The sequence below is a fragment of the Streptomyces sp. NPDC057445 genome (genome assembly GCF_042802855.1).
Classification (GTDB): domain Bacteria; phylum Actinomycetota; class Actinomycetes; order Streptomycetales; family Streptomycetaceae; genus Streptomyces.
On sequence record NZ_JBHVDH010000010.1, the window covers coordinates 140,476 to 163,842 of the forward strand.

At 67.7% G+C, this 23,367-nt stretch carries 21 protein-coding genes and 2 pseudogenes; 15 read left to right on the plus strand and 8 right to left on the minus strand.

Going from position 1 to position 23,367, the window contains the following annotated elements:
- Positions 1 to 105 precede the first annotated feature (105 nt).
- The 3 genes and pseudogenes from ACFU5O_RS22205 to ACFU5O_RS22215 all read right to left on the minus strand — a co-directional run.
- A complete protein-coding gene (locus ACFU5O_RS22205; RefSeq protein WP_384243067.1) occupies positions 106 to 873 on the minus strand; it encodes a type II secretion system F family protein in 768 nt (255 codons plus the stop codon).
- Positions 870 to 1,703 carry a type II secretion system F family protein gene (locus ACFU5O_RS22210; protein WP_384243069.1) on the minus strand — a complete coding sequence of 278 codons (834 nt, stop codon included), beginning with the start codon at positions 1,701 to 1,703 and terminating at the stop codon, positions 870 to 872. Before ACFU5O_RS22210 ends, ACFU5O_RS22205 begins: the two co-directional genes overlap by 4 nt.
- A gap of 11 nt (positions 1,704 to 1,714) precedes the next feature.
- A pseudogene (locus ACFU5O_RS22215) lies at positions 1,715 to 2,023 on the minus strand (ATPase, T2SS/T4P/T4SS family); the annotation flags it as partial.
- A 36-nt stretch (positions 2,024 to 2,059) separates the two neighbouring features.
- Here ACFU5O_RS22215 and ACFU5O_RS22220 point away from each other — a divergent pair.
- The 10 genes from ACFU5O_RS22220 to ACFU5O_RS22265 all read left to right on the plus strand — a co-directional run bounded on the left by ACFU5O_RS22220 (position 2,060) and on the right by ACFU5O_RS22265 (position 9,840).
- A complete protein-coding gene (locus tag ACFU5O_RS22220; protein ID WP_384243071.1) occupies positions 2,060 to 3,676 on the plus strand; it encodes a recombinase family protein in 1,617 nt (538 codons plus the stop codon).
- A gap of 441 nt (positions 3,677 to 4,117) precedes the next feature.
- The gene (locus tag ACFU5O_RS22225) at positions 4,118 to 4,297 is read left to right on the plus strand and encodes a hypothetical protein (RefSeq protein WP_384243072.1); all 180 of its coding nucleotides are present in this window, start codon (positions 4,118 to 4,120) and stop codon (positions 4,295 to 4,297) included.
- 588 nt (positions 4,298 to 4,885) lie between these two features.
- Positions 4,886 to 5,293 (plus strand): HNH endonuclease, encoded by a 408-nt coding sequence (locus tag ACFU5O_RS22230; RefSeq protein ID WP_384243264.1) that lies wholly within the window; start codon positions 4,886 to 4,888, stop codon positions 5,291 to 5,293.
- Positions 5,294 to 5,437: 144 nt separating this feature from the next.
- On the plus strand, positions 5,438 to 5,917 hold the full coding sequence (locus tag ACFU5O_RS22235) for a hypothetical protein (RefSeq protein ID WP_384243074.1): 480 nt from the start codon (positions 5,438 to 5,440) through the stop codon (positions 5,915 to 5,917).
- Positions 5,918 to 6,139: 222 nt separating this feature from the next.
- Positions 6,140 to 6,424, plus strand: a complete 285-nt coding sequence (locus tag ACFU5O_RS22240; protein ID WP_384243077.1) for a hypothetical protein — start codon at positions 6,140 to 6,142, stop codon at positions 6,422 to 6,424.
- Between the two features lie 2 nt (positions 6,425 to 6,426).
- A complete protein-coding gene (locus ACFU5O_RS22245) occupies positions 6,427 to 6,864 on the plus strand; it encodes a hypothetical protein (protein WP_384243078.1) in 438 nt (145 codons plus the stop codon).
- Between the two features lie 32 nt (positions 6,865 to 6,896).
- Positions 6,897 to 7,745: a hypothetical protein gene (locus ACFU5O_RS22250; protein WP_384243081.1), complete on the plus strand. Its 849-nt coding sequence runs from the start codon at positions 6,897 to 6,899 to the stop codon at positions 7,743 to 7,745.
- Between the two features lie 69 nt (positions 7,746 to 7,814).
- Positions 7,815 to 8,375 carry a hypothetical protein gene (locus tag ACFU5O_RS22255; protein WP_384243083.1) on the plus strand — a complete coding sequence of 187 codons (561 nt, stop codon included), beginning with the start codon at positions 7,815 to 7,817 and terminating at the stop codon, positions 8,373 to 8,375.
- 14 nt (positions 8,376 to 8,389) lie between these two features.
- Complete coding sequence (locus ACFU5O_RS22260) at positions 8,390 to 8,701, plus strand: head-tail adaptor protein (RefSeq protein WP_384243085.1); 312 nt, start codon at positions 8,390 to 8,392, stop codon at positions 8,699 to 8,701.
- Positions 8,702 to 9,663: 962 nt separating this feature from the next.
- Complete coding sequence (locus ACFU5O_RS22265) at positions 9,664 to 9,840, plus strand: hypothetical protein (RefSeq protein WP_384243087.1); 177 nt, start codon at positions 9,664 to 9,666, stop codon at positions 9,838 to 9,840.
- A gap of 329 nt (positions 9,841 to 10,169) precedes the next feature.
- On the opposite strand, the gene ACFU5O_RS22270 is transcribed toward ACFU5O_RS22265, so the two are convergent.
- Entirely contained in the window at positions 10,170 to 10,511 is a 342-nt protein-coding gene (locus tag ACFU5O_RS22270) for a hypothetical protein (RefSeq protein ID WP_384243090.1), read from the minus strand.
- A gap of 141 nt (positions 10,512 to 10,652) precedes the next feature.
- Here ACFU5O_RS22270 and ACFU5O_RS22275 point away from each other — a divergent pair, with 141 nt between their 5' ends.
- The gene (locus tag ACFU5O_RS22275; RefSeq protein WP_384243092.1) at positions 10,653 to 10,883 is read left to right on the plus strand and encodes a winged helix-turn-helix domain-containing protein; all 231 of its coding nucleotides are present in this window, start codon (positions 10,653 to 10,655) and stop codon (positions 10,881 to 10,883) included.
- A 20-nt stretch (positions 10,884 to 10,903) separates the two neighbouring features.
- On the opposite strand, the pseudogene ACFU5O_RS22280 reads toward ACFU5O_RS22275, so the two are convergent.
- Positions 10,904 to 11,758 (minus strand): annotated as a pseudogene (locus ACFU5O_RS22280) (TadA family conjugal transfer-associated ATPase); the annotation flags it as partial.
- Entirely contained in the window at positions 11,755 to 12,825 is a 1,071-nt protein-coding gene (gene ssd / locus ACFU5O_RS22285; RefSeq protein WP_384243094.1) for a septum site-determining protein Ssd, read from the minus strand. The gene ssd and the pseudogene ACFU5O_RS22280, both read right to left, overlap by 4 nt.
- 681 nt (positions 12,826 to 13,506) lie before the next feature.
- Here ssd and ACFU5O_RS22290 point away from each other — a divergent pair.
- A complete protein-coding gene (locus ACFU5O_RS22290) occupies positions 13,507 to 14,349 on the plus strand; it encodes an HAD family hydrolase (RefSeq protein WP_384243096.1) in 843 nt (280 codons plus the stop codon).
- 350 nt (positions 14,350 to 14,699) lie between these two features.
- Here ACFU5O_RS22290 and ACFU5O_RS22295 read toward each other — a convergent pair whose 3' ends face one another.
- On the minus strand, positions 14,700 to 15,524 hold the full coding sequence (locus ACFU5O_RS22295; RefSeq protein ID WP_384243098.1) for an oxidoreductase: 825 nt from the start codon (positions 15,522 to 15,524) through the stop codon (positions 14,700 to 14,702).
- 102 nt (positions 15,525 to 15,626) lie between these two features.
- On the opposite strand from ACFU5O_RS22295, the gene ACFU5O_RS22300 reads away from it, so the two are divergent.
- A complete protein-coding gene (locus tag ACFU5O_RS22300) occupies positions 15,627 to 16,622 on the plus strand; it encodes an ATP-binding protein (protein ID WP_384243101.1) in 996 nt (331 codons plus the stop codon).
- 99 nt (positions 16,623 to 16,721) lie between these two features.
- On the opposite strand, the gene ACFU5O_RS22305 is transcribed toward ACFU5O_RS22300, so the two are convergent.
- Complete coding sequence (locus tag ACFU5O_RS22305) at positions 16,722 to 18,098, minus strand: hypothetical protein (protein ID WP_384243103.1); 1,377 nt, start codon at positions 18,096 to 18,098, stop codon at positions 16,722 to 16,724.
- A gap of 338 nt (positions 18,099 to 18,436) precedes the next feature.
- Here ACFU5O_RS22305 and ACFU5O_RS22310 point away from each other — a divergent pair, with 338 nt between their 5' ends.
- Together ACFU5O_RS22310 and acs are read left to right on the plus strand one after the other, a co-directional pair.
- Positions 18,437 to 20,884: a SulP family inorganic anion transporter gene (locus ACFU5O_RS22310; RefSeq protein ID WP_384243106.1), complete on the plus strand. Its 2,448-nt coding sequence runs from the start codon at positions 18,437 to 18,439 to the stop codon at positions 20,882 to 20,884.
- 518 nt (positions 20,885 to 21,402) lie between these two features.
- Positions 21,403 to 23,358 (plus strand): acetate--CoA ligase, encoded by a 1,956-nt coding sequence (gene acs / locus ACFU5O_RS22315; protein WP_384243108.1) that lies wholly within the window; start codon positions 21,403 to 21,405, stop codon positions 23,356 to 23,358.
- Positions 23,359 to 23,367 lie beyond the last annotated feature (9 nt).

Here is a 23,367-nt window from a genome sequence, read left to right on the forward strand (position 1 = left end):
CAGTTGTCGCTTGTCGCCTGTTGCTCACGTCGGTCCGCTTCGTCCACGTCGTCGGCTCAGCCATCACTTCGTCTGCCGCTTCAGCCCCTCACCTCCGCCGTCACCTCAGTTGCCGCTCAGCAGCCCGCGCGCCAGGCCGATCACCACCGGAGCCACCCCGATCGCCAGGAACGCGGGCAGGAAGCAGAGCCCCACCGGCGCCGTGATCAAGACCTGGGCACGCTGGGCCCGCGCCGCCGCGCTCCTGGTTCGCTCCGCCCGGAGGCCGACGGCCAGCCGCGCCACCGGCTCCGCTGCCGGCGCTCCCGATGAGCCCGCCCGCTCCAGACAGCGGGCCAGCCCTGCCGCGCCCGGTATCCGCCCGAATCTCCCCCATGCCTGGGCCGGTTCGCTGCCGAGCCGCAGTTCTGCCGCGGTCCTCGCCAGCCGCTCGCCGACCGGCCCACCCAGCGACTCACCCACGGCTCCGGCCGCCTCGCGCGGACCGGCCCCGGCCGCGAGACAGGCCGCCAGCAGATCGGCAGCGAGGGGAAGTTGATCCGGGGACGGGTCCTTTGCCCCGGCCATGTCCCGCTTGCGCCCTCGCTGCCACCGCCGGAGCCCGTACGCCCCGGCAGCCCCCAGCAGGCATCCCGTCACCCCACCCGCAAGGACGAAGCCGACCAGCACAGCGCCCGACGGAAGCACCCACTGCCGGACCCGCGCCGCGAACTCGGGCACCCTGCTGCGACGCCGCCCCCGCTCACGTGCCAGCAGGGCCGTGATCCGTCTGCGTGCCCGGCGCTCGCGCCGCCGGCCCTCCATGAAGCCCAGCCACACCACGACGGCCGCCGCAGGGACTGTCCCCAGCCTGTGGACGAGCTCACCGTTCATGGCCGCTCCCCGGCCCGCACGATCCGCGCCGCCCAGCACACTCCGGCGGCCTCCAGCAGCCCGCCCGCCAGTAGGCATCCGGCCCCTACCGGGGTGTGCAGCAGCACTCGCAGCGGTTCGGCTCCCAGCGCCCACCCGAGAGCCAGCCCCACCACCGGCAGCAGGGCCAGCACCACGACCGTCGACCACGCCCCGGCCAACTGGGCACGTAGCCCTTCTTGTTGGTCCCGTTCGGCGCGAAGCGCGGCTTCCAGCCGGTCAAGGCCCGAGGCCAGCCCGGCCCCGCCGTCCACCGACACCAGCCAGCAGGCCGCGAGCCCTGACAGTCCGGCCGCACCCGGCTCACGGGCCGCCCGTCGCAACTCCGCGGGGACATCTCCGCCGAACCGAGCCGCCGCAAGCACCGCGGCCTCGGCCCCGCCCAGCGCCCCTGTGGCCCGCCCGGCGGTCAGGAGCGCCTGCCCGGGCTGACGCCCGGCCCGCAGCTCGCCGGCGATCGCGCCGCAGAGCACGATCACCTTGTCGGCCCTGCGCTCCCTGGCGCGCTTCCGTTCCGCCGCCCGCAACCGCCGCCCCACCAGCGGCACCGCAAACCCACCAAGAGCCAGCGGCAGCACCGACCCACCCAGGACGGCGAGCAGCAACGCCGCCGGGACGCACAGCCACTCCCTGCGCAGCCGCCGCACCGCACGCCGACCGCGCTCCCAGTCCCACCAGGGCGCCGGCCTCGAGGCACCCGCGCCCGCGAGCACCAGTCCGGCCCGCCGGGCCGCCCGGTCCCCACCGGCCGACATCCACGCCGCTGTCCCCGCACAGAGCGCCGCACACATGGCCGTCGTTGTCACCACGCACCCCCGATCAGTGACCGCAGCCGCTCCCAGCCCCGCTCCCGCGAGAAACCCGCCGTGCCCCACCGGAGCGCCGGAACGGTCGCCACCAGCCCCGCCGCCTCCCGTTCCAGCACCCGCACCTCCGCGATCCGGCGCCGCCCGTCCCTGTCCCGCACGAGATGGACCAGCACCGACAGAGCGGCGGCCAACTGGCTGTGCAGAGCTGCCCGGTCGAGACCCGCGGCGGTGCCCAGGGCCTCCAGACGGGCAGGGACGTCGGCCGCCGTATTGGCGTGGACCGTGCCGCAGCCGCCCGGGTGAGACACTTAGCAGTACACGCCAGAAGGGACCCCGCCATGAAGCGCCCAACCGTCGTCATCTATGACCGGCTCAGCCGTCTTTTCGCTGATGAGGCCACTGACCACCGCGTAGACGAGTGCCGCCGGTACGCCGAGTCCAGGGGCTGGGAAGTCGTCCACGTGGCCACGGACCACAACGTCAGCGGGGCAAGCAAGCTCGAAGATCGCCCCGGCATGCGCGAGGTCCTGTCCTGGCTCCTCCGCTGTGACTACGTGCTCGCTGCCAAGCTCGACCGCTTCGCCCGTAGCGTGCTGGAATTCCAAAAGCTGCTGAACGCAGCAAAGGCTACCCGAGCGACAATCGTCACGGCCGATGGCTTGGTTTCTCCGGAGAATGCGAGTCTGATTATCAACGTTCTCGCTGCATTCGCCGAACACGAGCGCGAGATGATCACGGCCCGAATCACAGCGTCAAAGCAGCACCACCGCCAGAAGGGCAATCACCTTGGCGGACTGGCCCCGTATGGCTACAGCGTCAGCGGCCCGGTGAACGCTAAGCGCTGGGTTATCGACGAGCCTGCGGCCGCAATCCTGCGTGAGTGCGCAGACAAGCTGATCAACCACGGCGCCTCGCTGGTCGGGCTGGCACGGGAGCTGAACGAGCGGGGAATCCTGCCGCCCGCTGATCATGCGCGCCAGCGAGACGGCCGGGAGGTGCGCGGCGGAAAGTGGCACTCGACCACCCTGCGGGACGTGCTGTACACGCCCACGGTCCGTGGCTGGCTCGTGCAGGCGACCCCGGGTACGAAGCGCAGCGCGCTGACCAATCAGCCCGTGCTCGACGCTGAGGGCAACCCCGTGACGGCGGGACCGGCGATCCTGGACGCTGCCTCTTGGTCGACCGTACGGGCGATCCTGGACGACCGGGCCAAGGGCCGTGGCGCCGAACGGCAGGGCAAAGCGTTGCTGCTCCACATCATCCGCTGTGGTGTCTGTGACGGGCCCCTCTACAAGCAGCGCCGGACAGTGAGCGGTAAGGACTACTCGCCCTACGTCTGCCGGAACGGTGTTGGCAAGCATGGCGAGCACGCGCCGAACGTGGTCACCGGCCGCTATGTGGAGGACCTTGTCAGTGCCGAGTACCTGCGTCGGTTCGGCAGCTTCGAGCTCATGCGCTGGGTCGAGCCGGACGGGTCCGCTGTGCTCCAACTCGCCGACGTTACAGCGCAGTTGGACAACCTGAGCGCCAGCCTGCCGCACCTTCCGGCGGGTGGCCGGGCGTGGCGCACTGCGCTGGATCAGATCACGGCGCTTGAGGCCCGGGAGATCGAGTTGCGCAGCGAGGCAGACCACGCCGTAGGCCGCTTCGAGCCCACGGGAGGGACGATCGCGGACGCCTGGGAGCAGCGGGATGAAGAGGGCCGTAGGGCGCTGCTGGCGGAGCTGGGAACGCGTGTGGTGATCCGGCCGACAACACCGGGGGCAATGAAGCGGTTTGATCCTGAGCGGGTGGCGCTGAGCTTCGAGGGTCCGGCATGGGTGCGCGAGCTGGGACCCGCTGAGGCGGCGCTGGCAGCCGTCGAGTTGGAGGAGTCCCTAGGTGATGCGCTGATGGCCGAGATGACCCGGCACGAAAGGGAGACGCAGGCACAGCGCCGACGGGCAGCGCAGTAACGAGCGCCTAGGCGCCCTCTAAGCCCTTCTGAGAGCGCCCCTGGCATCCGATGCCGGGGGCGCTTTCCTGTGCCCGCAGACGGTCGTACAGGACTTCGCTTCAATTCGTGGTCAAAGGATTACGGAGAGTAATACTACACAGCGGTAAGGCGTAGCCAAGCCTCTGACCTGCGGAAGTGTAAAAGTGTAGAAATGCAGTTCCCCCTAGAACCGTCTACAGGAGATAGAGGCTCTACGGCGGGGAAACCGGGACCCCCTGCATTGCTGCACTGTCTACACTCTGGGCCCCTCAGCCGCGAGCGTTCGACTGGCTCGAAGACTTCGACGGCTCCGGTATCCGACTCGTTCGAAGACTCCGGGAAGCCCTTGCGCTCCAGAGCCACAGGCATTCCACAGGCTCGAAGACTTCGAGGCCCCATTCACTGAAGAGAGGGAGACACGATGGCCACTGACGATCTGCTGAACGTGATCATGTCTTGGGAGTCTGAGGATTCCCGCCGTGGCGCACTGGTCCGCGCGCTGAAGTCGGACCATCTGCACAGCCCCGTTCTTCAGGCACAGCGACTGGCGATGCTCGGCCTAGCCGCTGAGCGTGAATTTACTGGCGTTCCCCCTCGCTGATACCTACGCACCACTGAGAGCCGTCTGGCATTGCGCTGGGCGGCTCTTCTTTGTCGCTTGTGACGGTAGTGATTTCGTCGGGGGGTGCAGAGATGACGAACTGCACTCATTCCCACAAAGGGTAATTGGGTCTGGGTGCGCCCCATCCTCGAAGCTGGCTTTTCCCTTGCGGCTGCTGGCCTAGCGCCTCTTCCGCCTGGACTATCAAGATCAACTATTTTACTTTCCCATTACCAACGAAGGCGTTGCATGACCGATTCCACCCGCGCCACGTGCCCTATCTGCACTCGCCCGAATCCCCGCTCTGACCGTGCCCACTGCGGTGACGACCTGTGCACTGAAACCGCCATGCTCCGTATCCGGTATGAGCGCGCCCTTACTGCTGCCCGTGCTGCCGCCTCTGCCCCTCACTGTGAGCGCTGCGGGAACCTGACCAACAAGCCTGCCCGTTTCCGCTTCTGCGCCGTCTGCGTCGAGGACATGGCCGCCCTGCGTAGCGAGGATGAGCGGAAGGCCAAGGAGCGGGCTGCCCGCATTGCCGCTGCTACCCCTTGCCAGGGTCCCGCCTGCCCCAATCCCGTGGGCCCGATGGAGAAGCCTGGCCCCGAAAAGCTGTACTGCTCTACCCGCTGCGCCAAGGCCGCTGAGTACATCCGCCGTCGCACTCGCAAGACACCCAATCCGATTCCCTGCCGTCGCTGTGGTACTGCCCATACGCCGAAGTTCCGTGACGGTGTTTGCCGCGAGTGCCAGAAAACGCAGCGCACCGTATCCCGCCGCAAGTCCCTGCGCGATGCGGTAACGGCCAAGCATGGCAACTCTCACTGCTGGCATTGCTCCACATCGCTGGCCGATGGCGCTGTGTTCGATCACCTGGTTCCCGTGACTCGCGGGGGCCTGTCGACGGTGGCCAACTGCCGCTGGACTTGCACTAGTTGTAACCACAGCAAGCGCGACAAGCTGCCGGACGAGTGGACGCCCCCTATCGCCCGCTGAGCCCCTTCAGCCCCTTCCCGGGGCAATCACCCTTCCTGCCCCCTGGAAACTCGCCAGGGGGTTTCCTATGCCCTTCTGAGAGGTCTTGTGGATAATCCCGCTCTTCGCCCTACCCGCCGTTCGCTGTCCCACCACGACTACGCCATGTCTGCCTTTGCAGAACTCGGCGGCACTGACAACGCCGGTTTCTCCGTGCATGGCAATACTCGCTCGCTGCCCTTGCGCGGCCTTACTGCTGATCCCCTCGATTCGCTGCCTTGGCTCGGTGACCGGGTGGGCCGTCAGCACGACATTCTGTGGAATGGCCGCGTGTTCCCTGTGGTCTCTAATTTCACGCTCGAAGAGTCCCAGCGTGCTACCGGCGCTTTCCTTGCCGCTGCTGCCGCTGAACCTGGACGTACTATCTGGGACGATCACCGGGGCACGCTCACCCTGCATCCCCGGGTGAAAGTTCTGGTGCGTGTCTGTCGGCATTGTGGGGCATCGTTCCGGCAGTGGCGCTTTCCAACTCAGCGCCGCCGGTATGCGACCTTCTGTTCCGCTGATCATCGGCAGGCTTTCAAGCGGGTAGCGGATCGCGATAGGCAGCGAGCTATTCGCGGTGAGGGGTCCGCCGGCTCGTGAGCTGCAATTTGTAGCCATTACATATAGAGGTGAAGGGGAAGCCCTTCTGCTCTGCGCCGGTTGGACTGGCATTCTTCCCCGCAGTGCATCGCGGCGTTGTCCGCACCCTAAACCAGAGGCCCGGCCCTGTGTCGATTCCCCGCTGTGGATGCCAGTCCGCGCAGTGGGTGAGTCAGCGCAGGGTCGGGCCTTTTCGTTTCCTACCACAGGAGCAGTACACCCATGAGCGATGCCACCATGGCCGCTGATTTTCGCGGCTTCCTTGATGAGTATGTCTCGCTGGCGCCGATGGCGCGGTATACCGAGGTCGGCGTCCTTCACGCTGCGTTCCACCACTTTTGCCGCACTGTCGCTGGTATTGAGCCGCCGACGTTCTCCGAGTTTCGGGAGCTGCTTGACCGGGCTGGCTATCTGCCGCACTGGGTCCGGGATAGTCGCCTGTCTGAAAAGCCCGTTCTGATTGTGCGTGGGCTTCGGCTGGATACGTCGGTTCCGAGGGAGAAGTGAGTATGAGTGAGACTGAGCGCGATGACGCGCAGATTTCCGGAATCACGCCTGACGGGGCGGAGGTTTCGGCGCCGGTAGACGCTGGTGCGCAGACTGACGAGTCCGCGCTAGGCGACGCTGGCAAGAAGGCTTTGCAGGCCCTTCGCGCTGAAGTGAAGGAACTCAAGGCCAAACTAAAGGCACAGGAATCTGCCGACGCTGAGCGCGATGCCAGCGACGATGCCGACTCCTCTACGAGTGATACGGGCGACCCGGTCACCGTCGAGCCAACTCCGAAGCCACGCCGATTCCAGGGCACAGCAGACGGGGGTGCAGCCAATCGCGGTTCCTCCACTGCCGGTCGACAGCTAAGCAAGGACGATCTTCGATCCATGTCCCCCGCTGCTATCGACAAGGCCCGTCGCGCTGGGCAGCTTCGGGATTTGCTACGCGGTAATTGACCGCACCCACTCATTCGATAGGAGTTTTACCCATGGCAGTTTCTAGCTTTGTCCCCCAGGTTTGGGGTGCCGCCGTTCTCGCTGCTCTTGATGAGGAGCTGGTTTACGCCTCTCCGATCGCGACCAATCGCGACTATGAGGGCGAGGTTTCGGAATATGGCGGTGCCGTCGTCGTGAACACGGTGGCTGATCTGACCATTCAGGACTATGTCCCGTACACGGACATGACCACCGGGCAGGGGACCACTTCTCAGCTCGTTATGGACATCAATCAGCGGAAGGCGTGGTCTGTCGCGCTGGATGACGTCGACCGGGCCCAGGTTCGGGATGATGTCGATCTGGTCAGCAAGATTTCGAACCGCGCGGCTCATCAGCTCAGCAAGGCGGCGGACACTTACGTTGCTGGCCTGATGTTGGCTGCCACCACGCCGGGCGCTGAGATTGCCTCCGTTGATACGCCCGATGAGGCGTGGAATGTGCTAATCGACCTGCGTACCCAGCTCAGCGATAACCACGTTCCGACCGACGGCCGGTTTGTTGTGGTTACCCCGAAGTTCGCCGGTCTGCTGCTGAAGGATCAGCGGTTCATTGCCAGCGGTGACGCTGCTGCCGCTGCGACTCGGGCTAACGGCATCATCGGCCACGCCGCTGGTTTCGTGGTCAAGGAGTCGGCGCTTGTCCCCGACGGTCCGGGCGCTGGCGCTGGTAAGGCCATCATCGCTGGCCACCCCATCGCGACCACTTTCGCGAATCAGATCAGCAAGGTTGAGGCGGTCCGCAACCCGAAGCAGTTCAGCGACACCATTCGTGGTCTGTCGCTGTACGGCGCGAAGGTTGTTCGGCCTACTGCGCTGGCGTCGCGTGACGTTGTCGTTGTCTAACGCGTAGCCCATTGATCGGGGGCCTGGCATGTCGCTGGGCCCCCTTTCTCATCCCCCAAAGGAGGGGCTATGCCCGACCTAGCAACCATTGCCGACATGGAAGCGCGCGGCGTGACTGTCGATGCGTCAGAAGAGTCGGTTGTTTCGACCTATCTCGCTGTTGCTTCCGCTGCGATTCGCGACGCTGCGGGATCGAATATCTCGCAGATCACCGTAACCGTGATTCTCCCTGGCACCCGCGACACGCGTCTAAAGCTGCCTGGTGCCCCCGTGACGTCCGTCCACGCTGTCTCGCTGGATGAGGTGCCCATCCTTGATGCCAGGCTCTCTAGCGGCGTTCTGGTGCGTTCCGCCGGTTGGGGCGGTGACGACGTCGAGGTGACGTACACGTACGGCCTGCCGACGGTTCCCGCTGACATCGTCGACCTGACATGCCGATTGGCTGCGCAGGCACTGACCGGCTATCGCGCTGGCGATCCTGCCGGGCGTGCTGTCGAGTCTGAGCGCATTGGCGACTACTCCGTGAAGTACGCCGATACCGAAACCGGCACCATGGCGCTGAGCAATTCCCAGCGTTCCCGTCTGGCCGCCCGCTTTGGCGCCTCTATCGCTGTGGTGAATGCGCTGTGAGTGTGTGCCGGCTGATGAATACTCAGGTTTCTGTCTGGCGTATCTCCCGTATCCCTGACGGTATGGGCGGTTGGGTGGACAGCCTCAGTGTGGTGTCGAGTGAGCGCGCCCGGATCTCTCAGCCATTGGCCCGGGAACGTGTGGTCGCTGACCAGTCCGGCGCGTTGCTTTCGCATGTGGTCTTTCTGCCCGCTGACGCTGACGTACGGCGCGGGGATGAATTGCGCGAGGGTGCCCGGCGGTTCGAGGTGTTGGCCACCTTCGAGCCATCCGCCCCCGGAACGTATCTGCGGGCCGATTGCGAGCTACGGCAGGCGGCGGGATGAGGGTGCGTGTCGGCCTCGGGCATCGTGTCCATTTCGCTGGTACTACGTATGGCGCTGGGGATGAGTTCGATATCCCGGACGAGAATGCCGCTGGATGGATGTCTAACGGCTTCGTCCTGCCCGCTGATAGTGAGTGGTTCGAGGGTGCCTATACGCCCGCCAGAAACGCACCAGCGGCGTCCGAGCCTAAGCCTGCGGCTTCGCATCCGCCGTGTGAGCCTGGCCCAAAGCCCAAGGGCGCTCGCAGTATGCAGACATGCCCTGTCGCTGACTGTCCGTGCCAGACATGGAAGGGTAAATGCCAGGCGCATGCCCGGAGCAATAGCAAGGGGCAGCGCTACGCCGACAGCCACAATGACGCCGCCTCGCTGCGTGCTCGCTGGGACCGTACGAAGCGCGCTTATCTGCGAGCCAATCCCTACTGCGAGTGTGACCAGTGTCTAGCGATTGCTGAGCCGCTGAGACCCGCAGCGCAAGAGGTCGACCACATAGACGCATTGGGCTTGCGCGGTCCCCGTGCTTTCGACTGGGACAACTTGCAGTCACTGACTAAGGCTCACCACTCACGGAAGACAGTGGGCGAATCATTCGGGCACTAGTCACGCAATGTGACACCCCCCCTGGGGGGGCACCCATTCGACCCCACCCCCTTTCAGCGCGGGGGAGGGCGTTGTCTGGTATGCCCGGTTCATAGACATGGTTCTACACCCTGGGGTTGACGTTGAGTTACTGCACCCGCTGTGAGCAAGAGAAGCCGGAAGCGCAGACAGCGCCGACACGACGACTGAGACACCAATGCCACCCATTTACAAAATCTGCACCCGCTGTCTCGAACCACTGCCATCCGCAGAGTTCCACAAGTACGCCCGGTCCCCTTCTGGGCTCCAAGCCTGGTGCAAGCTCTGCACCGGCAAGTACAAACATGACTGGCGAAAGCGTCGACGCGCGGAAGGACTGTCCGAATGAAGCTGATCAGAATCAGGATGCATGATCCTCTCGCTGACGCGCTGCTGTGTCTTGCGCAGGGTTCGGAGGAGTCGGTGAATACGCATCTGCGGCGCGCGGTTTACGAGTACGTGGAGCGCCATGGCGTACCCATTCCGCTGTATGCCGACGGGACTCCGTACACGGCGCCCTGAGCGCAGCACCTACTAGAACTAGTAGGCATAAAGAGTTGTAATGCCCATGCATATAGGGATTCAAAAAGGCGGTCCCGGGGTTTCCCCAGGCGCCCGCCGCAGACACGACTAAGGCCCCCGAGACCCTGGATATCTCCCAGGCTGCCTCAGGGGCCCTTCTGTCGTTTGCTCAGGCTCTACGGCAACGGGGGCACTGGCACAACGGCCACGCAGAGCTGAGCATCGGCATGCGCGCATCCTCGCTACGGATCTCCCGCGTCGGTCCCCACGTTCGTCCGCCGTCCCGTGACACTCGCAGCCTGAGCAAGGGGCGTTCGTCGCTCATGCGCTCACCGCCTGAGGGCTTCACGGAGTGCCTCGCTCAGCGCCCGTGCCGTTGGACCAAACGCCGCTGTATCAAGGCCAGTTGGCGCGTAGTGCCTGCTCGCCACTTCCACCATTTCGCTCAACGCGCCGTAGAGCTCTGGCACAAGGTCGCTGGCGTCGTCACCGTTCTCCAGGGCCGTGCCAGTCACGGTGACCAGAGCAGCGGCTGCCTTGATGGCGTGTCCGTCTGCGATGGCGTCGAGAGCGCTGCCCGGCTCGGTCACTGCGTACTGCTGCTTACCGGTCAGGGGGTCAATGCCGATGGGGCGGAGTCGGTCCGGCGCACTCTCGGTAGGGTTCCGCATAGCCGAGGTTTCCTCTCGGTCAGGCCCCGGGGTTGAGTTAGCCGCTCGCTCCGGGGCCGCTTTTTATTTGTCCATCGCAGACTACCTGACTAGCTCGTTACCTCGATAGCTCAGCGGGTGAATTCGTCGCACGCTGACTAGGTGAAGATCGATCGGTCCATCCCTCATTGGCCACAGGTCGCTGATGAAATCCGGCGGCGCATCCTCGCAGGCACCTATCCGCCGGGTGAGCGCCTGCCGGGCACCGTGGCTATCGCTGCTGAATTCGACGTGAGCCAGTCGACCGCCACCCGCGCCGTAGCTCGCTTGCGGGAGGAGGGCCTGGTCTACGTGGTCAGCGGGCGGGGGTACTTCGTCGCTGATGTGACCTGAGCCATGTACTGTTAGGGCACGCACCCGCCGTCGTGACCCGTGTTCAACGCGGCCAGCAGATCGGTGACTTCGGCGCCCCGGACCTCGCCCACGACGAGCCGGTCCGGCCGCATCCGAAGGGCCTGGCGCACCAGGTCCTGAAGAGTGACCCGGCCGGCACCCTCCTGGTTGGCAGGACGGGATTCCAGCCGCACCACATGCGGATGGTCTGGCCGCAGCTCCGCCGAGTCCTCGGCGAGGACGATGCGCTCCCCCTCGCCGACCAGCCCGAGCAGCGTCGACAGGAGAGTTGTCTTGCCCGTGCCGGTGCCACCGCTGATCAGATAGGAGACCCTCGCCTCGATCAGCGCTCCCAGCAGCCGGTCGCCACCCGGCGGGACCGTCCCCGCCGCGACGAGTTCGCTCAGCGAGAAGGCCCTGGGCCGTACCACCCGAAGGGACAGACAGGTCGAGCCGACAGCCACCGGGGGCAGTACCGCATGCATCCGTGTGCCATCCGGGAGCCGGGCGTCCACCCAGGGACGGGCGTCGTCCAGGCGCCGCCCCGCCACGGCCGCGAGCCGCTGCGCCAGCCTGCGCACCGCGGCCGCATCGGAGAAGGTGATATCGGTGAGCTGGAGCCCGCCGCCACGGTCCACCCACACCCGGTCCGGCGCCGACACCAGCACATCCGTCACGGCCGGATCGGCGAGCAGCGGCTCCAACGGCCCGGTCCCCACCAGCTCGCAGCGCAACTCCTCCGCCGCGCCAAGCACTTCGGTATCCCCGAGCAGCCGCCCCTGCGCCCGCAGCGCGGCCGCCACCCGGGCCGGCGTCGGCTCCGCACCGCTCTCGGCGAGCCGCTGCCGCACCGCTTCGAGAAGCGTCGAGGTCATGAGACACCTCCACCCGCGAACGCCCGCTCCCAGAACGCCGAGCAGAACCGGGCCAGCGGCCCCCGAGCACCGGCGCCGGGCGGAATGCCTCCGTCCAGGTCGGCGGGCAGACCCGCGTCGATGGGGAGTTCGCCCGCCAGCGGCAGTTCGAGTGCATCGGCCACCCACTGCTCGTCCAGTCCTGATGCGTACGGTCCGCGCACCACGACGCGCAGATCGCCGAGCACCATGCCCACGGTCGACGCGACACGCCTCGCGGCGGCCACCGCACGGAGCTCTCCAGGCACCACGAGCAGCCCGAGATCCAGCTGGGCCAGCGCCTCGGCGACTCCCTCGTCGACCCGGCGCGGCAGATCCACGACGACCGCTCCGCCGCGCCTGCGGGCCGCCGCCAGCACCGAGCGCATGGCCTCCGGAGGCACCACCACCGAATCGCCGCGGTCCCAGCTGAGCACCCGCAACCCCTGCACCGAAGGCAGCGACTCCTCGAGGGCGCCGCCCGCCACCCTCCCCTTCGACGCCGCGAAATCAGGCCAGCGCCTGCCCTCGGCCTGCTCCCCGCCCAACAGCACATCGAGGCCGCCGCCGAGCGGATCGCCGTCCACGAGCATCGTGCGCCGGCCTTCACGGGCCGCCGTCACGGCGAGCGCGGCGGCCAGCGTGGACGCCCCGGCCCCGCCCCGGCCGCCGATCACTCCGATCGTGAGTGCGGGCCGTCCGGCCCCTTCGGCAACATCGGCGAGCCTGTCGACGAGCCAGCTCTCGGCGTCCGGCAGTCTCAGCACACAGTCGGCGCCGATCTCCACCGCGCGCCTCCACACCTGTGGATCGTCCTGGTCCCGCCCGACGAGCAGCACTCCGCGTCTGCGTGTGGCCGCTCTGCAACGCGCGGCCGCGTCGTCCCCCACCAGCACGAGCGGCGCGCTGTCCCAGCTCCCTCTCTCATCGGGCACCGCGTGGTGCACCTGTGGCTCGGCTCCCGCCGCCGCGCACAGCCGCAGCAGATCATCGAGCAGCTCCAGGTCCTCGGTGACGATCAGAGGTCCGTTACAGCGCTCGCCTGTCACCGGCTTCCCGCCGGGTGAGTCCGGCCCATCCGGCGCGTCGGACCCACGGGACGCCCTGAATGCGCCGGAAGCACCGGATGCTCCGGGTGAGTGGGACGCTCCGAATGTGCGGGCCGGACCGGAAGTACCGGATGTGCCGGACGTATCAGAAGTGATTGAACCCGCCACGATTTCTCCCCCTCTCACCGCGCTGCCGCAGTGGATGTCGAAGGGCCGGCGCGCCGGCCCAGATCTGTGATTCCTCCGGTCCATGAACTTCGCGGACCGGAATCACCGTGCAGCGCGCCGGGAAATCGTGTGGATCTTGCTTCAAAACTGTGGACAACTCACCACTTGTGAATATCCCGCTAGCCCATACCGGTGACTTCCGGTACGACTTCCGGAGCGCAGCGCAACCACTACGCTGTGTGACGAGTCCGGGGCATCGGAAAGCCCCGCCGAAGAGGCGCATGCGGGACGACAAGAGGGCCGGACGGTCCGCCAAGACCCGCGAAAACGCGTCCGGACATGCGACGACCCCCGCCGGGGGGGAGAGCGGGGGTCGTCCCCACGGCCGACTCGGGGGGGGAGGAGTCGGGCCGGGTTAGCACGGTCGCGAACGATCCGTGACTTCCATGGTGTACCCGAGAGCCTTCTCAGGCAAACCCACACGCCGGAGCTTACGCCGAATGGTGGGCGCCTATGCTCTGCGTCGTGGAAAACCACTCCTTGCCGCGCACAGCAGCGTTCTTTGACCTGGACAAGACGGTCATTGCGAAGTCGTCGACGCTGACCTTCAGCAAGTCCTTCTACCAAGGGGGACTGATCAACCGCCGCGCCGTACTGCGGACCGCCTACTCCCAGTTCGTCTTCCTGGCAGGCGGCGCGGACCACGATCAGATGGAGCGGATGCGCCAGTATCTCTCCGCACTCTGCAAAGGCTGGAACGTCCGCCAGGTCAAAGAGATCGTGGCCGAGACCCTCCACGATCTGATCGACCCGATCATCTACGACGAGGCCGCATCCCTCATCGAGGAGCACCACGCCGCCGGGCGCGACGTCGTGATCGTCTCCACCTCCGGCGCCGAGGTCGTCGAGCCGATCGGCGAGTTGCTCGGAGCCGACCGCGTCGTCGCGACACGCATGGTCGTCGGCGAGGACGGCTGCTACACCGGAGAGATCGAGTACTACGCGTACGGGCCGACCAAGGCCGAGGCGGTCAAGGAACTTGCCGCGTCCGAGGGGTACGACCTCTCGCGCTGTTACGCCTACAGCGACTCCATCACCGATCTGCCCATGCTGCAGTCCGTCGGACATCCGTACACGGTCAACCCGGACCGTTCATTGCGCCGCGAGGCCGCTTCCCGCGCATGGCCGATCCTCGTCTTCAGCCGTCCGGTACGACTGAAGCAGCGCATCCCCGCATTCACCATGCCGCCGCGGCCCGCACTGGTCGCGGCGGCCGCGGTCGGTGCGGCGGCGGCGACCGCCGGGCTCGTCTGGTACGCGAATCGGCGCCGCAACGGGTCCATTAGCCGTATTTGAACCTAAAAGTAAAGAAGTGCAGTCAGGCCTTCCGCTTGCCGTGCCACAGGAGTAGAAAGGACTCAACGGCCCGCGAGACCTGGGACATCCGAGAGGATCACCTTCTACGCAACAAAGGCCCACGGACCGAAGCATGGATGTGGAGCACCCACGCGACGTCGACCCGTCGATTACGGGCCAGCCGCACCAGGTGACGGACAAAGTTTCCGGCCTGATGGGCAACATATCGAGGACGCTTGGTAACTCGGCAGACATGCCAGCGGCGGTACCAACTCTGGTACCGCCGCAACCCTTTGTGCGGCTCGGGTCCGCGTCCGCGGCCAGGTCCGGCCTGAGCCGGACGAAGCCCGCTAGGCCGCGCCCCGCTGCAAGGCCTCACAGACCGCCGTCGACTCCCGTACCCCCAGTTCGACCGCGCGGCCGCAGTGCGAGATCCAGGCCGCCATCCCCTCGGGAGTTCCCGACAGATAGCCGTCGAAGGCGGCGAGATACGCCGCACGGCCGAGTTCCGCGTGGCCGACCTCGGCCGGACAGATCGACTTGGGGTCGAGGCCACTGCCGACCAGGACGATGCGCCCGGCGGTCCGGGCGACCAGCCCGTTGGCCGACGAGAACGGGCGCAGGGCGAGCAGTTCACCGTGGACGACCGAGGCCATCACCAGCGCCGGGGCCGAACTGCCCGTGAGGACCAGGCCGGAGAGGGCGTCGAGGCGTCCTGCCACCTCGTCCGCGTCCGGAAGCGGCGCCGTGATCAGCGGCTCGTCGACCGTCTCACCCGCGAGCCGGGGGCGGCCGACCGTGTCGTCCGGCGCCGCGCCGCCCGCAGCCACCAGATGCAGCCGGGCCAGCACCCGCAGCGGGGACTGCCGCCAGATGGACAGCAGCTGGCCGGATTCCGCGGTCAGCCTCAGCGCCGCTCCGACGGTACGGGCCTCGTCCTCGCCACTGAAGTCGGTACGCCGGCGCACCTCCTCCAGCGCCCAGTCGGCCCCGGACAGCGCCGCGGACCCACGGGCACCCCGGAGCGCCGCCTCCGAAGCGACCTCGTTGCCGCGACGCCGCATGACCCGGTGTCCGTAGACCCGGTCGACGGCCTTGCGCACGGAATCCACGGCTTCCGCGACCCCGGGCAGACCGCCCAGTGCGGCCAAGGGGTCAGAGGCGTTCGTACTCATAAGTAGGGAGGCTACGCGCCCCGGGACCGCACCCCACGATGGAGTGGTCTTCTTCACGCACCTCGGACACGCACCGCTGTCGAACGGCTACCGTTGGTGAACATGAAGATCGCTTTCGTAGGGAAGGGCGGCAGCGGCAAGACCACGCTGTCCTCGCTCTTCGTCCGCCACCTTGCCGCACAGCAGGCCCATGTCGTCGCGGTGGACGCCGACATCAATCAGCACCTGGGCGTGGCACTCGGCCTCGACGACGACGAGGCCGCGGCGCTCCCCGCGATGGGCGCGCATCTGCCGCTCATCAAGGAATACCTGCGGGGGACGAACCCACGGATCACCTCCGCCGAGACGATGATCAAGACGACGCCTCCGGGCGAGGGGTCACGACTGCTGCGCGTGCGCGAGGACAACCCGGTCTACGAGGCCTGCGCGAGGACCGTCCGGCTGGACGGGGGCGACATCCGGCTCATGGCGACCGGACCGTTCACCGAATCGGACCTCGGGGTGGCCTGCTACCACTCCAAGGTCGGCGCGGTGGAGCTGTGCCTCAACCATCTCGTCGACGGTCCGGACGAGTACGTGGTGGTCGACATGACGGCCGGCTCCGACTCCTTCGCCTCCGGGATGTTCACCCGCTTCGACATGACGTTTCTCGTCGCCGAGCCCACGCGCAAGGGCGTCTCCGTCTACCGGCAGTACAAGGAGTACGCACGGGACTTCGGCGTCCCGCTCAAGGTCGTCGGCAACAAGGTTCAGGGGCAGGACGATCTGGACTTCCTGCGCCGGCACGCGGGGGACGACCTGCTGGTCAGCGTCGGGCAGTCGGACTGGGTTCGGGCGATGGAGAAGGGCCGGCCGTCCCGCTTCGGACAGCTGGAGGAGCACAACCGTGCCGCGCTGAGCGAGCTCCGGAGGGCGGCGGACTCGTCGTACGGTCGTCGCGACTGGGAGCGCTACACGCGACAGATGGTGCATTTCCATCTGAAGAACGCGGAGAGCTGGGGCAATGCGAAGACCGGGGCCGACCTCGCGGCGCAGGTCGACCCCGGCTTTGTGCTCGGGGAGGGCGCCTCACAGCTCGGCGCCCCCCAGCCGGCCTGACGACCGCCGACCGGACAGCCTCGGGGCTTACGGACCCCGGGCTTACGGACACGGGGTTACGGACACAGGGCTTACGGACACGGGGTTACGGAGGCGGGATCACGAACGCGGGGTTACGGAGGCGGCGACGGACCCTGCAGCCGGGGCCGCGGGCCCGACATCCATCGGGCCCGCATCCCGGCCTCGTTCGGCCCAGCCGCGTCCGCGGACCTGGTCGGCGTCCGACGACGAAGGTCCGGCGGGTCGGGAGGCCGTCAACGCTTCCCACCCCTCCGCGGGCGGCTCACCGACTCCGAGCGTGCGCAGTTTCGCCAGGAGCTCAGGGTCCTGTGCGTCGAGCCAGTCCACGAGCTGCCGGAACGATACGCACTTCACGTCCCGCTGCACGCACACCGTCGCAATGGTCTCCTCGACGGCACGCATGTAGGCGCCGCCGTTCCAGGACTCGAAGTGGTTGCCGATGATCAACGGGGCGCGGTTGCCTTCGTAGGCGCGGTCGAATGCCTTGATCAGGCCGTCGCGCATCTGATCCCCCCAGTACTGGAACATGTTGGGGTCGCCCTGGGTGACCTTCGACTGATTGACCATGAAGTTGTAGTCCGCGGACAGGGTCTCGAAGGCGCGGCCCGGGACCGGGACCATCTGGAGCGAGAGGTCCCAGAGGCCGTGCTCCTTGCCGGGCCAGACCTGTTTGCCGCTGCCGCTCGCGTCGTAGCGGAAGCCCAGTCCGCTCGCGGCTTCCATGAAGTTCTTGCGCCCTTCGAGACAGGGGGTGCGGGCGCCGATGAGCTCCTTCTCGTAGTCGAAGGGGAGCGGCTGCTCGGTCGCGAGGTCGGCGTTCGTCCTCCAGTTCTTCACAAAGGACTTGGCCTGGCTGATCTCGCTCTCCCACTCCTCGACCGACCAGGTGCCGACTCCCCCGTCGGGGCCGCAGAAGTGGCCGTTGAAGTGGGTACCGATCTCGTTGCCCTCGAGCCAGGCCCCGCGCAACTCGCGCACGGTGTCCCTGACTCCCTGGATGTCGTTGAACCCGATGTCGGACCGGCCCGCCGAGTGCTGGGGCGGGTCGTACATCGTGGACCTCTCCTCGGGCAGCAGATAGACGCCGCTGAGGAAGTAGGTCATGGCGATGTCGTACTTCCTGCCCACCTCGCGGAAGTGGGAGAAGAGCTTCTGGGGGTCCTCGCCGGCACCGTCCCACGAGAAGACCACGAACTGCGGGGGCTTCTGACCCGGCTTCAAGCGCTTCGGCCTCGGCAGTCCCGGCTGGGCGCCGGTGAAGGCGGTGGATCCGTCGCCGATGAGGCGGACGGGGCTCTGAGGTGCGGCGGCACCCCGGTTCGCGCCAGGGAACCCTTGACGGGGCTCCGGGTCCGCGCCGGCACCGGACCCGTCGGGGCCGGAGCAGCCTGCCAGTCCGACGGCGAGTGCCGTGACGGCGGCGCCGAGAGCGAACTTCCTCGTGGCGGCGAGCATCCGTCCACCCCTTCCCTCATTTGCAGTAATCAGCGAACTATCGGTTGATACTTCTCCACAAGCCGACAAATTGGCACTGGACCGACGAGGAGGGGTCGCGACAAGCCGAGCCGAAATGACTAATCACTGAACCGGGTGAAGCAATGCCCCATTTGCCCCGAAAATCATGCCGCAGTCTTTACGTTGCATTACGATCCATTTACCGAGAGTTGAGACTCCGTCCGATCGTCACTGCGGGGTCGAAGCTCCGTATTCGAGCATCCCGCCACTGCACGCCGTGACCCACGGCCGCGACCCCCACATTCCGCGACCGCGCTGCCCCGGAGGAGACGGGAACCATGTCTGCCTGCTTTCCCCCTCGCACCAACCGCCAGGACCATGAAGAGTCCGACGATTGCGGCACCGTCCCCACCCCGGCCGGGCCGACCTCTGCCGACGCCAGCCGCTTCCAGGGCCCCCACAGCCCACCGACGCGTGCACCCGGGGACCGGCGGCACCGCAGCGGCCGCGCGCCCGGACCCCGGTTCCGGGTCGCCGGCGCCGATCTGTCCGCCTCGATCAGCGTCTTTCTGATCGCGCTGCCGCTCTCCCTCGGGATCGCCCTGGCCACGGGAGCGCCCCTGCAGGCGGGCCTCGTCGCCGCCGCCGTCGGCGGTGTCGTCGCAGGGCTGTTCGGTGGAGCACCGCTGCAGGTCAGCGGACCGGCGGCCGGGCTCACGGTGGTCACGGCCGACCTGATCCAGCGCTACGGCTGGCGCACGACCTGTGCCATCACCGTGCTCGCCGGGCTCACCCAACTCGCCCTTTCCGCCATGCGGGTGGCCAGGAGCGCTCTCGCCGTCAGTCCTGCCATCGTGCACGGCATGCTGGCCGGCATCGGCATCACGATCGCCTTGGCCCAACTGCACATCGTCCTCGGCGGGACCCCGCAGAGCTCCGCGCTCGACAACGCCACGGGCCTGCCGGCCCAGCTGGCCCAGCTCCGCCCCGCCGCGCTCTCGGTCAGCGTCCTGACCCTCGCTGTGCTGCTCACCTGGCCGCGCATCCCGGGACGCACCGGCCGCGTCGCGCGGAAGATCCCCGCCGCCCTCGCGTCGGTCGTCGTGGCGACCGCTCTGGCCACACTCACCGGGCTCAGCCTGCCGCGGGTCGACCTGCCGTCCTGGCGCACTCACGCCCTGCCCGGGCTCCCCGAGGGGCCGGTGCTCGGTCTGCTCGCGGCCGTTCTGACCATCACCCTGGTCGGAAGCGTCGAGTCGCTGCTCTCCGCGGTCGCCGTCGACAAGCTGGCCGCTGCGCGCAAGGAGCCCGACGTCCGCATTCCACGCGCCGACCTCGACCGGGAGCTCAGAGGGCAGGGTGCGGCCAATGTGGTCTCCGGCGCGCTCGGCGGACTTCCGATCACCGGCGTCGCCGTGCGCAGCACCGCCAATGTGGCGGCGGGCGCCGTCAGCCGTCACTCGGCCATGCTGCACGGCCTGTGGATCGCCGTGGCCGCGCTGCTGCTGGTGCCCCTTCTCGACCTGATCCCGCTGGCCGCGCTCGCGGCGCTCGTGATGGCCATCGGCGTCCAGATGGTCAACATCACGCACTTGCGCAGTGTGAAGCGGAACCGGGAAACGCTGGTGTACGCGGCCACGATCACCGCTGTCGTGCTCACCGGTGTCCTGGAGGGCGTCGCCATCGGAGTCGCGACGGCGGTCGCGATCGCACTGCACCGGCTGACCAGGACCCGGATCACCGTGGAGGAGCGCGAAGGGATTCAGTGGGTGCGGGTGCGGGGGCAGTTGACGTTCCTGGCCGTGCCTCGGCTCAGCCGGATACTCGGCCAGGTACCGCACGACGCGGATGCCGTCGTGGAGCTGAACGGGTCGTTCATGGACCACGCGGCCTACGAGGCGCTGCACGACTGGCAGACGGCCCATGAAGCCCAGGGCGGGAAGGTTGCGTTCACCGGCCATTCCGGCGGCAGGATCGCCGAGCCGGCCTCCGAGTCGCACGCGTGCTGCAGGCCGTGGACACCCTGGCGGAACCATCACTGCGGGGAGCATCCCAGCGCGGCGTCCCCCGAGCAGCAGCAGGCGCATCCCAAGCACCAACTGGCCAGCGGGCTGAGCTCCTTCCAGCGCAACACGGCCCCGCTGGTAAGGGACGAGCTGGCGCGGCTGGCCCGCGAAGGCCAGCGTCCCTCTCAGCTCTTCCTGACCTGCGCCGACTCCCGGCTCGTCACCAGCATGATCACCGCCAGCGGCCCCGGCGACCTGTTCACCGTGCGGAACGTGGGCAATCTGGTGCCCCGACCGGGGGAGGAGAGCGGGGACGACTCGGTCGCCGCGGCGATCGAGTACGCGGTGGACGTGCTGCGGGTGGATTCGATCACCGTCTGCGGCCACTCCGGCTGCGGAGCGATGCAGGCCTTGCTGAACGGTCCGCAGGACGAGGACGGCGCAGGGACTCCCCTGCGGCGCTGGCTGCGGCATGGACATCCCAGCCTCGAGCGGATGAGGTCCCGGCATCACTCCTGGGCCAGGATCTCCGGGAGGCTGCCCGCCGATGCGGTGGAGCAACTGTGTCTCACCAATGTGGTCCAGCAACTGGAACATCTGCGCGCGAACGAGGCGGTGGCACGCAGGCTCGACGAGGGCACGCTCCAACTGCACGGAATGTACTTCCACGTCGGCGAGGCGCAGGCGTATCTGCTGGCGGGCGGCGAGAGCGACCGTAGGGACGAGGTCTTCGACCGGGTGACTCCCGGACCCCCGGCTCTGGAGGACGTACGCGCCTGACGGCACCCGCCCTTGCCCCGACGTGCCCAGGAGGCCGCCGCCGACCGACCAGGCCAGACCCGACCGACCAGGCCCGACCCGGCCGGGCTCGACCTGACCCGCCCCGGCCGGCCGGACGTCGTCGCCCTCGACCTGACGACGCCGGCCCGAACGGGACCATCAGACATCCCGAGGGCACGGGACGAGGCGCCCCGACGCGAACCGTCCACCTGCCGGAACACGTGGCTGCACCGGCCGGGCAGCCGCCGGAACACAGCGAGCGCCCGGGGCCCCGACCGGGCGTGCCCTGAACCGGTCAGGCGCGGCAGCCGTGAGAACGTGTGACCCCTCCTCCCCGCCGCCCGGGAAGGAGGGGCCGCTGTCCCGCCCGGAAGCCCACAGCCGCCTTCGAGGTGCAAGGTCGGCCCTGCATAGGTCTAAACCAATTTTTGGAAGGCTCTTGTCACCCGGGCATCTGGCTGATGAGCTATGGCCTGGGACACATAGGCACATAGGACGCCCTGGGAAAGGGAGTAGTCGTGAGCAACGAGAGCCTGGCCAATCTGCTCAAGGAGGAGCGGCGGTTCGCGCCGCCGGCCGAGCTGGCTGCGAACGCGAATGTGGGGGCAGAGGCGTATGAGCAGGCCGACGCGGACCGGCTCGGTTTCTGGGCCGAGCAGGCGCGGCGGTTGAGTTGGGCCGTTGAACCGACCGAGGTGCTGGACTGGTCGAATCCACCGTTTGCGAAGTGGTTCGCCGACGGGAAGCTGAATGTGGCCTACAACTGTGTCGACCGTCATGTCGAGGCCGGGCACGGGGACCGGGTCGCCATTCACTTCGAGGGCGAGCCGGGTGACAGCCGGTCGGTGACCTACGCCGAGCTGCGCGACGAGGTCGCGCGGGCGGCCAACGCGCTGACCGAGCTGGGCGTGGGCCGCGGTGACCGGGTCGCGGTGTACATGCCGATGATTCCCGAGGCCGCGATCGCGATGCTCGCCTGTGCCCGGATCGGCGCGGCCCATTCGGTGGTCTTCGGCGGTTTCTCCGCCGACGCGGTCGCCTCGCGGATCCAGGACGCCGACGCCAAGCTCGTCATCACCGCCGACGGCGGCTACCGGCGCGGCAAGCCCAGCGCGCTCAAGCCTGCCATCGACGACGCGGTGGCCCGCTGTCCGCAGGTCGAGCATGTGCTGGTGGTCCGCCGCACCGGCCAGGACACCGCCTTCACCGAGGGCCGGGACGTGTGGTGGCACGACATCGTCACCCGCCAGAGTGCCGAGCACACCCCCGAGGCGTTCGACGCCGAGCACCCGCTGTTCATCCTCTACACCTCCGGCACCACGGGAAAGCCCAAGGGCATCCTGCACACCTCCGGCGGCTACCTCACCCAGGCGGCCTACACCCACCACGCCGTCTTCGACCTCAAGCCCGAGTCGGACGTCTACTGGTGCACCGCCGACATCGGCTGGGTCACCGGCCACTCGTACATCGTCTACGGACCGCTGGCCAACGGCGCCACCCAGGTGATGTACGAGGGCACCCCCGACACCCCCCACCAGGGCCGCTTCTGGGAGATCATCCAGAAGTACGGGGTCACCATCCTCTACACCGCGCCGACCGCCATCCGCACCTTCATGAAGTGGGGAGACGACATCCCCGCCAAGTTCGACCTGTCCAGCCTGCGCATCCTCGGCTCGGTCGGCGAACCGATCAACCCCGAGGCCTGGATCTGGTACCGCGAACACATCGGCGCCGGCACCACCCCCATCGTCGACACCTGGTGGCAGACCGAGACCGGCGCCATGATGATCTCCCCGCTGCCCGGCGACACCGTGACCAAGCCCGGCTCCGCCCAGCGCCCCCTGCCCGGCATCAGCGCCACCGTCGTCGACGACGAAGCCCGCGAGGTCCCCAACGGCGGCGGCGGATACCTCGTCCTCACCGAGCCCTGGCCGTCCATGCTCCGCACCATCTGGGGCGACGACCAGCGCTTCATCGACACCTACTGGTCCCGCTTCGAGGGCAAGTACTTCGCGGGCGACGGCGCCAAGAAGGACGACGACGGCGACATCTGGCTGCTGGGCCGCGTCGACGACGTCATGCTCGTATCCGGCCACAACATCTCCACCACCGAGGTCGAATCCGCCCTCGTGTCCCACCCCAAGGTCGCCGAAGCAGCCGTCGTCGGCGCCGCCGACGAGACCACCGGCCAGGCCATCGTCGCCTTCGTCATCCTGCGCGGCACCGCCACGGAGGACGACACCCTCGTCGCCGACCTGCGCAACCACGTCGGCGCCACCCTCGGCCCCATCGCCAAGCCCAAGCGCATCCTGCCGGTCGCCGAACTCCCCAAGACCCGCTCCGGCAAGATCATGCGCCGGCTCCTCCGCGACATCGCCGAAAACCGCCAGCTCGGCGACGTCACCACCCTCACCGACTCCTCCGTCATGGACCTCATCCAGTCCCAGCTCCCCACCGCGGCATCGGAGGACTGACCCCACGCA

Coding starts and splice junctions, on each gene's coding strand:
- ACFU5O_RS22205 (WP_384243067.1), bottom strand. CDS start 873: ATGAACGGTGAGCTCGTCCACAGGCTGGGGACAGTCCCTGCGGCGGCC.
- ACFU5O_RS22220 (WP_384243071.1), top strand. CDS start 2,060: ATGAAGCGCCCAACCGTCGTCATCTATGACCGGCTCAGCCGTCTTTTC.
- ACFU5O_RS22240 (WP_384243077.1), top strand. CDS start 6,140: ATGAGCGATGCCACCATGGCCGCTGATTTTCGCGGCTTCCTTGATGAG.
- ACFU5O_RS22210 (WP_384243069.1), bottom strand. CDS start 1,703: ATGTGTGCGGCGCTCTGTGCGGGGACAGCGGCGTGGATGTCGGCCGGT.
- ACFU5O_RS22235 (WP_384243074.1), top strand. CDS start 5,438: ATGTCTGCCTTTGCAGAACTCGGCGGCACTGACAACGCCGGTTTCTCC.
- ACFU5O_RS22255 (WP_384243083.1), top strand. CDS start 7,815: ATGCCCGACCTAGCAACCATTGCCGACATGGAAGCGCGCGGCGTGACT.
- ACFU5O_RS22305 (WP_384243103.1), bottom strand. CDS start 18,098: ATGCTCGCCGCCACGAGGAAGTTCGCTCTCGGCGCCGCCGTCACGGCA.
- ACFU5O_RS22260 (WP_384243085.1), top strand. CDS start 8,390: ATGAATACTCAGGTTTCTGTCTGGCGTATCTCCCGTATCCCTGACGGT.
- ACFU5O_RS22310 (WP_384243106.1), top strand. CDS start 18,437: ATGTCTGCCTGCTTTCCCCCTCGCACCAACCGCCAGGACCATGAAGAG.
- ACFU5O_RS22295 (WP_384243098.1), bottom strand. CDS start 15,524: ATGAGTACGAACGCCTCTGACCCCTTGGCCGCACTGGGCGGTCTGCCC.
- ACFU5O_RS22250 (WP_384243081.1), top strand. CDS start 6,897: ATGGCAGTTTCTAGCTTTGTCCCCCAGGTTTGGGGTGCCGCCGTTCTC.
- ACFU5O_RS22225 (WP_384243072.1), top strand. CDS start 4,118: ATGGCCACTGACGATCTGCTGAACGTGATCATGTCTTGGGAGTCTGAG.
- ACFU5O_RS22245 (WP_384243078.1), top strand. CDS start 6,427: ATGAGTGAGACTGAGCGCGATGACGCGCAGATTTCCGGAATCACGCCT.
- ACFU5O_RS22230 (WP_384243264.1), top strand. CDS start 4,886: ATGGAGAAGCCTGGCCCCGAAAAGCTGTACTGCTCTACCCGCTGCGCC.
- ACFU5O_RS22265 (WP_384243087.1), top strand. CDS start 9,664: ATGAAGCTGATCAGAATCAGGATGCATGATCCTCTCGCTGACGCGCTG.
- ACFU5O_RS22300 (WP_384243101.1), top strand. CDS start 15,627: ATGAAGATCGCTTTCGTAGGGAAGGGCGGCAGCGGCAAGACCACGCTG.
- ACFU5O_RS22270 (WP_384243090.1), bottom strand. CDS start 10,511: ATGCGGAACCCTACCGAGAGTGCGCCGGACCGACTCCGCCCCATCGGC.
- ACFU5O_RS22290 (WP_384243096.1), top strand. CDS start 13,507: ATGCTCTGCGTCGTGGAAAACCACTCCTTGCCGCGCACAGCAGCGTTC.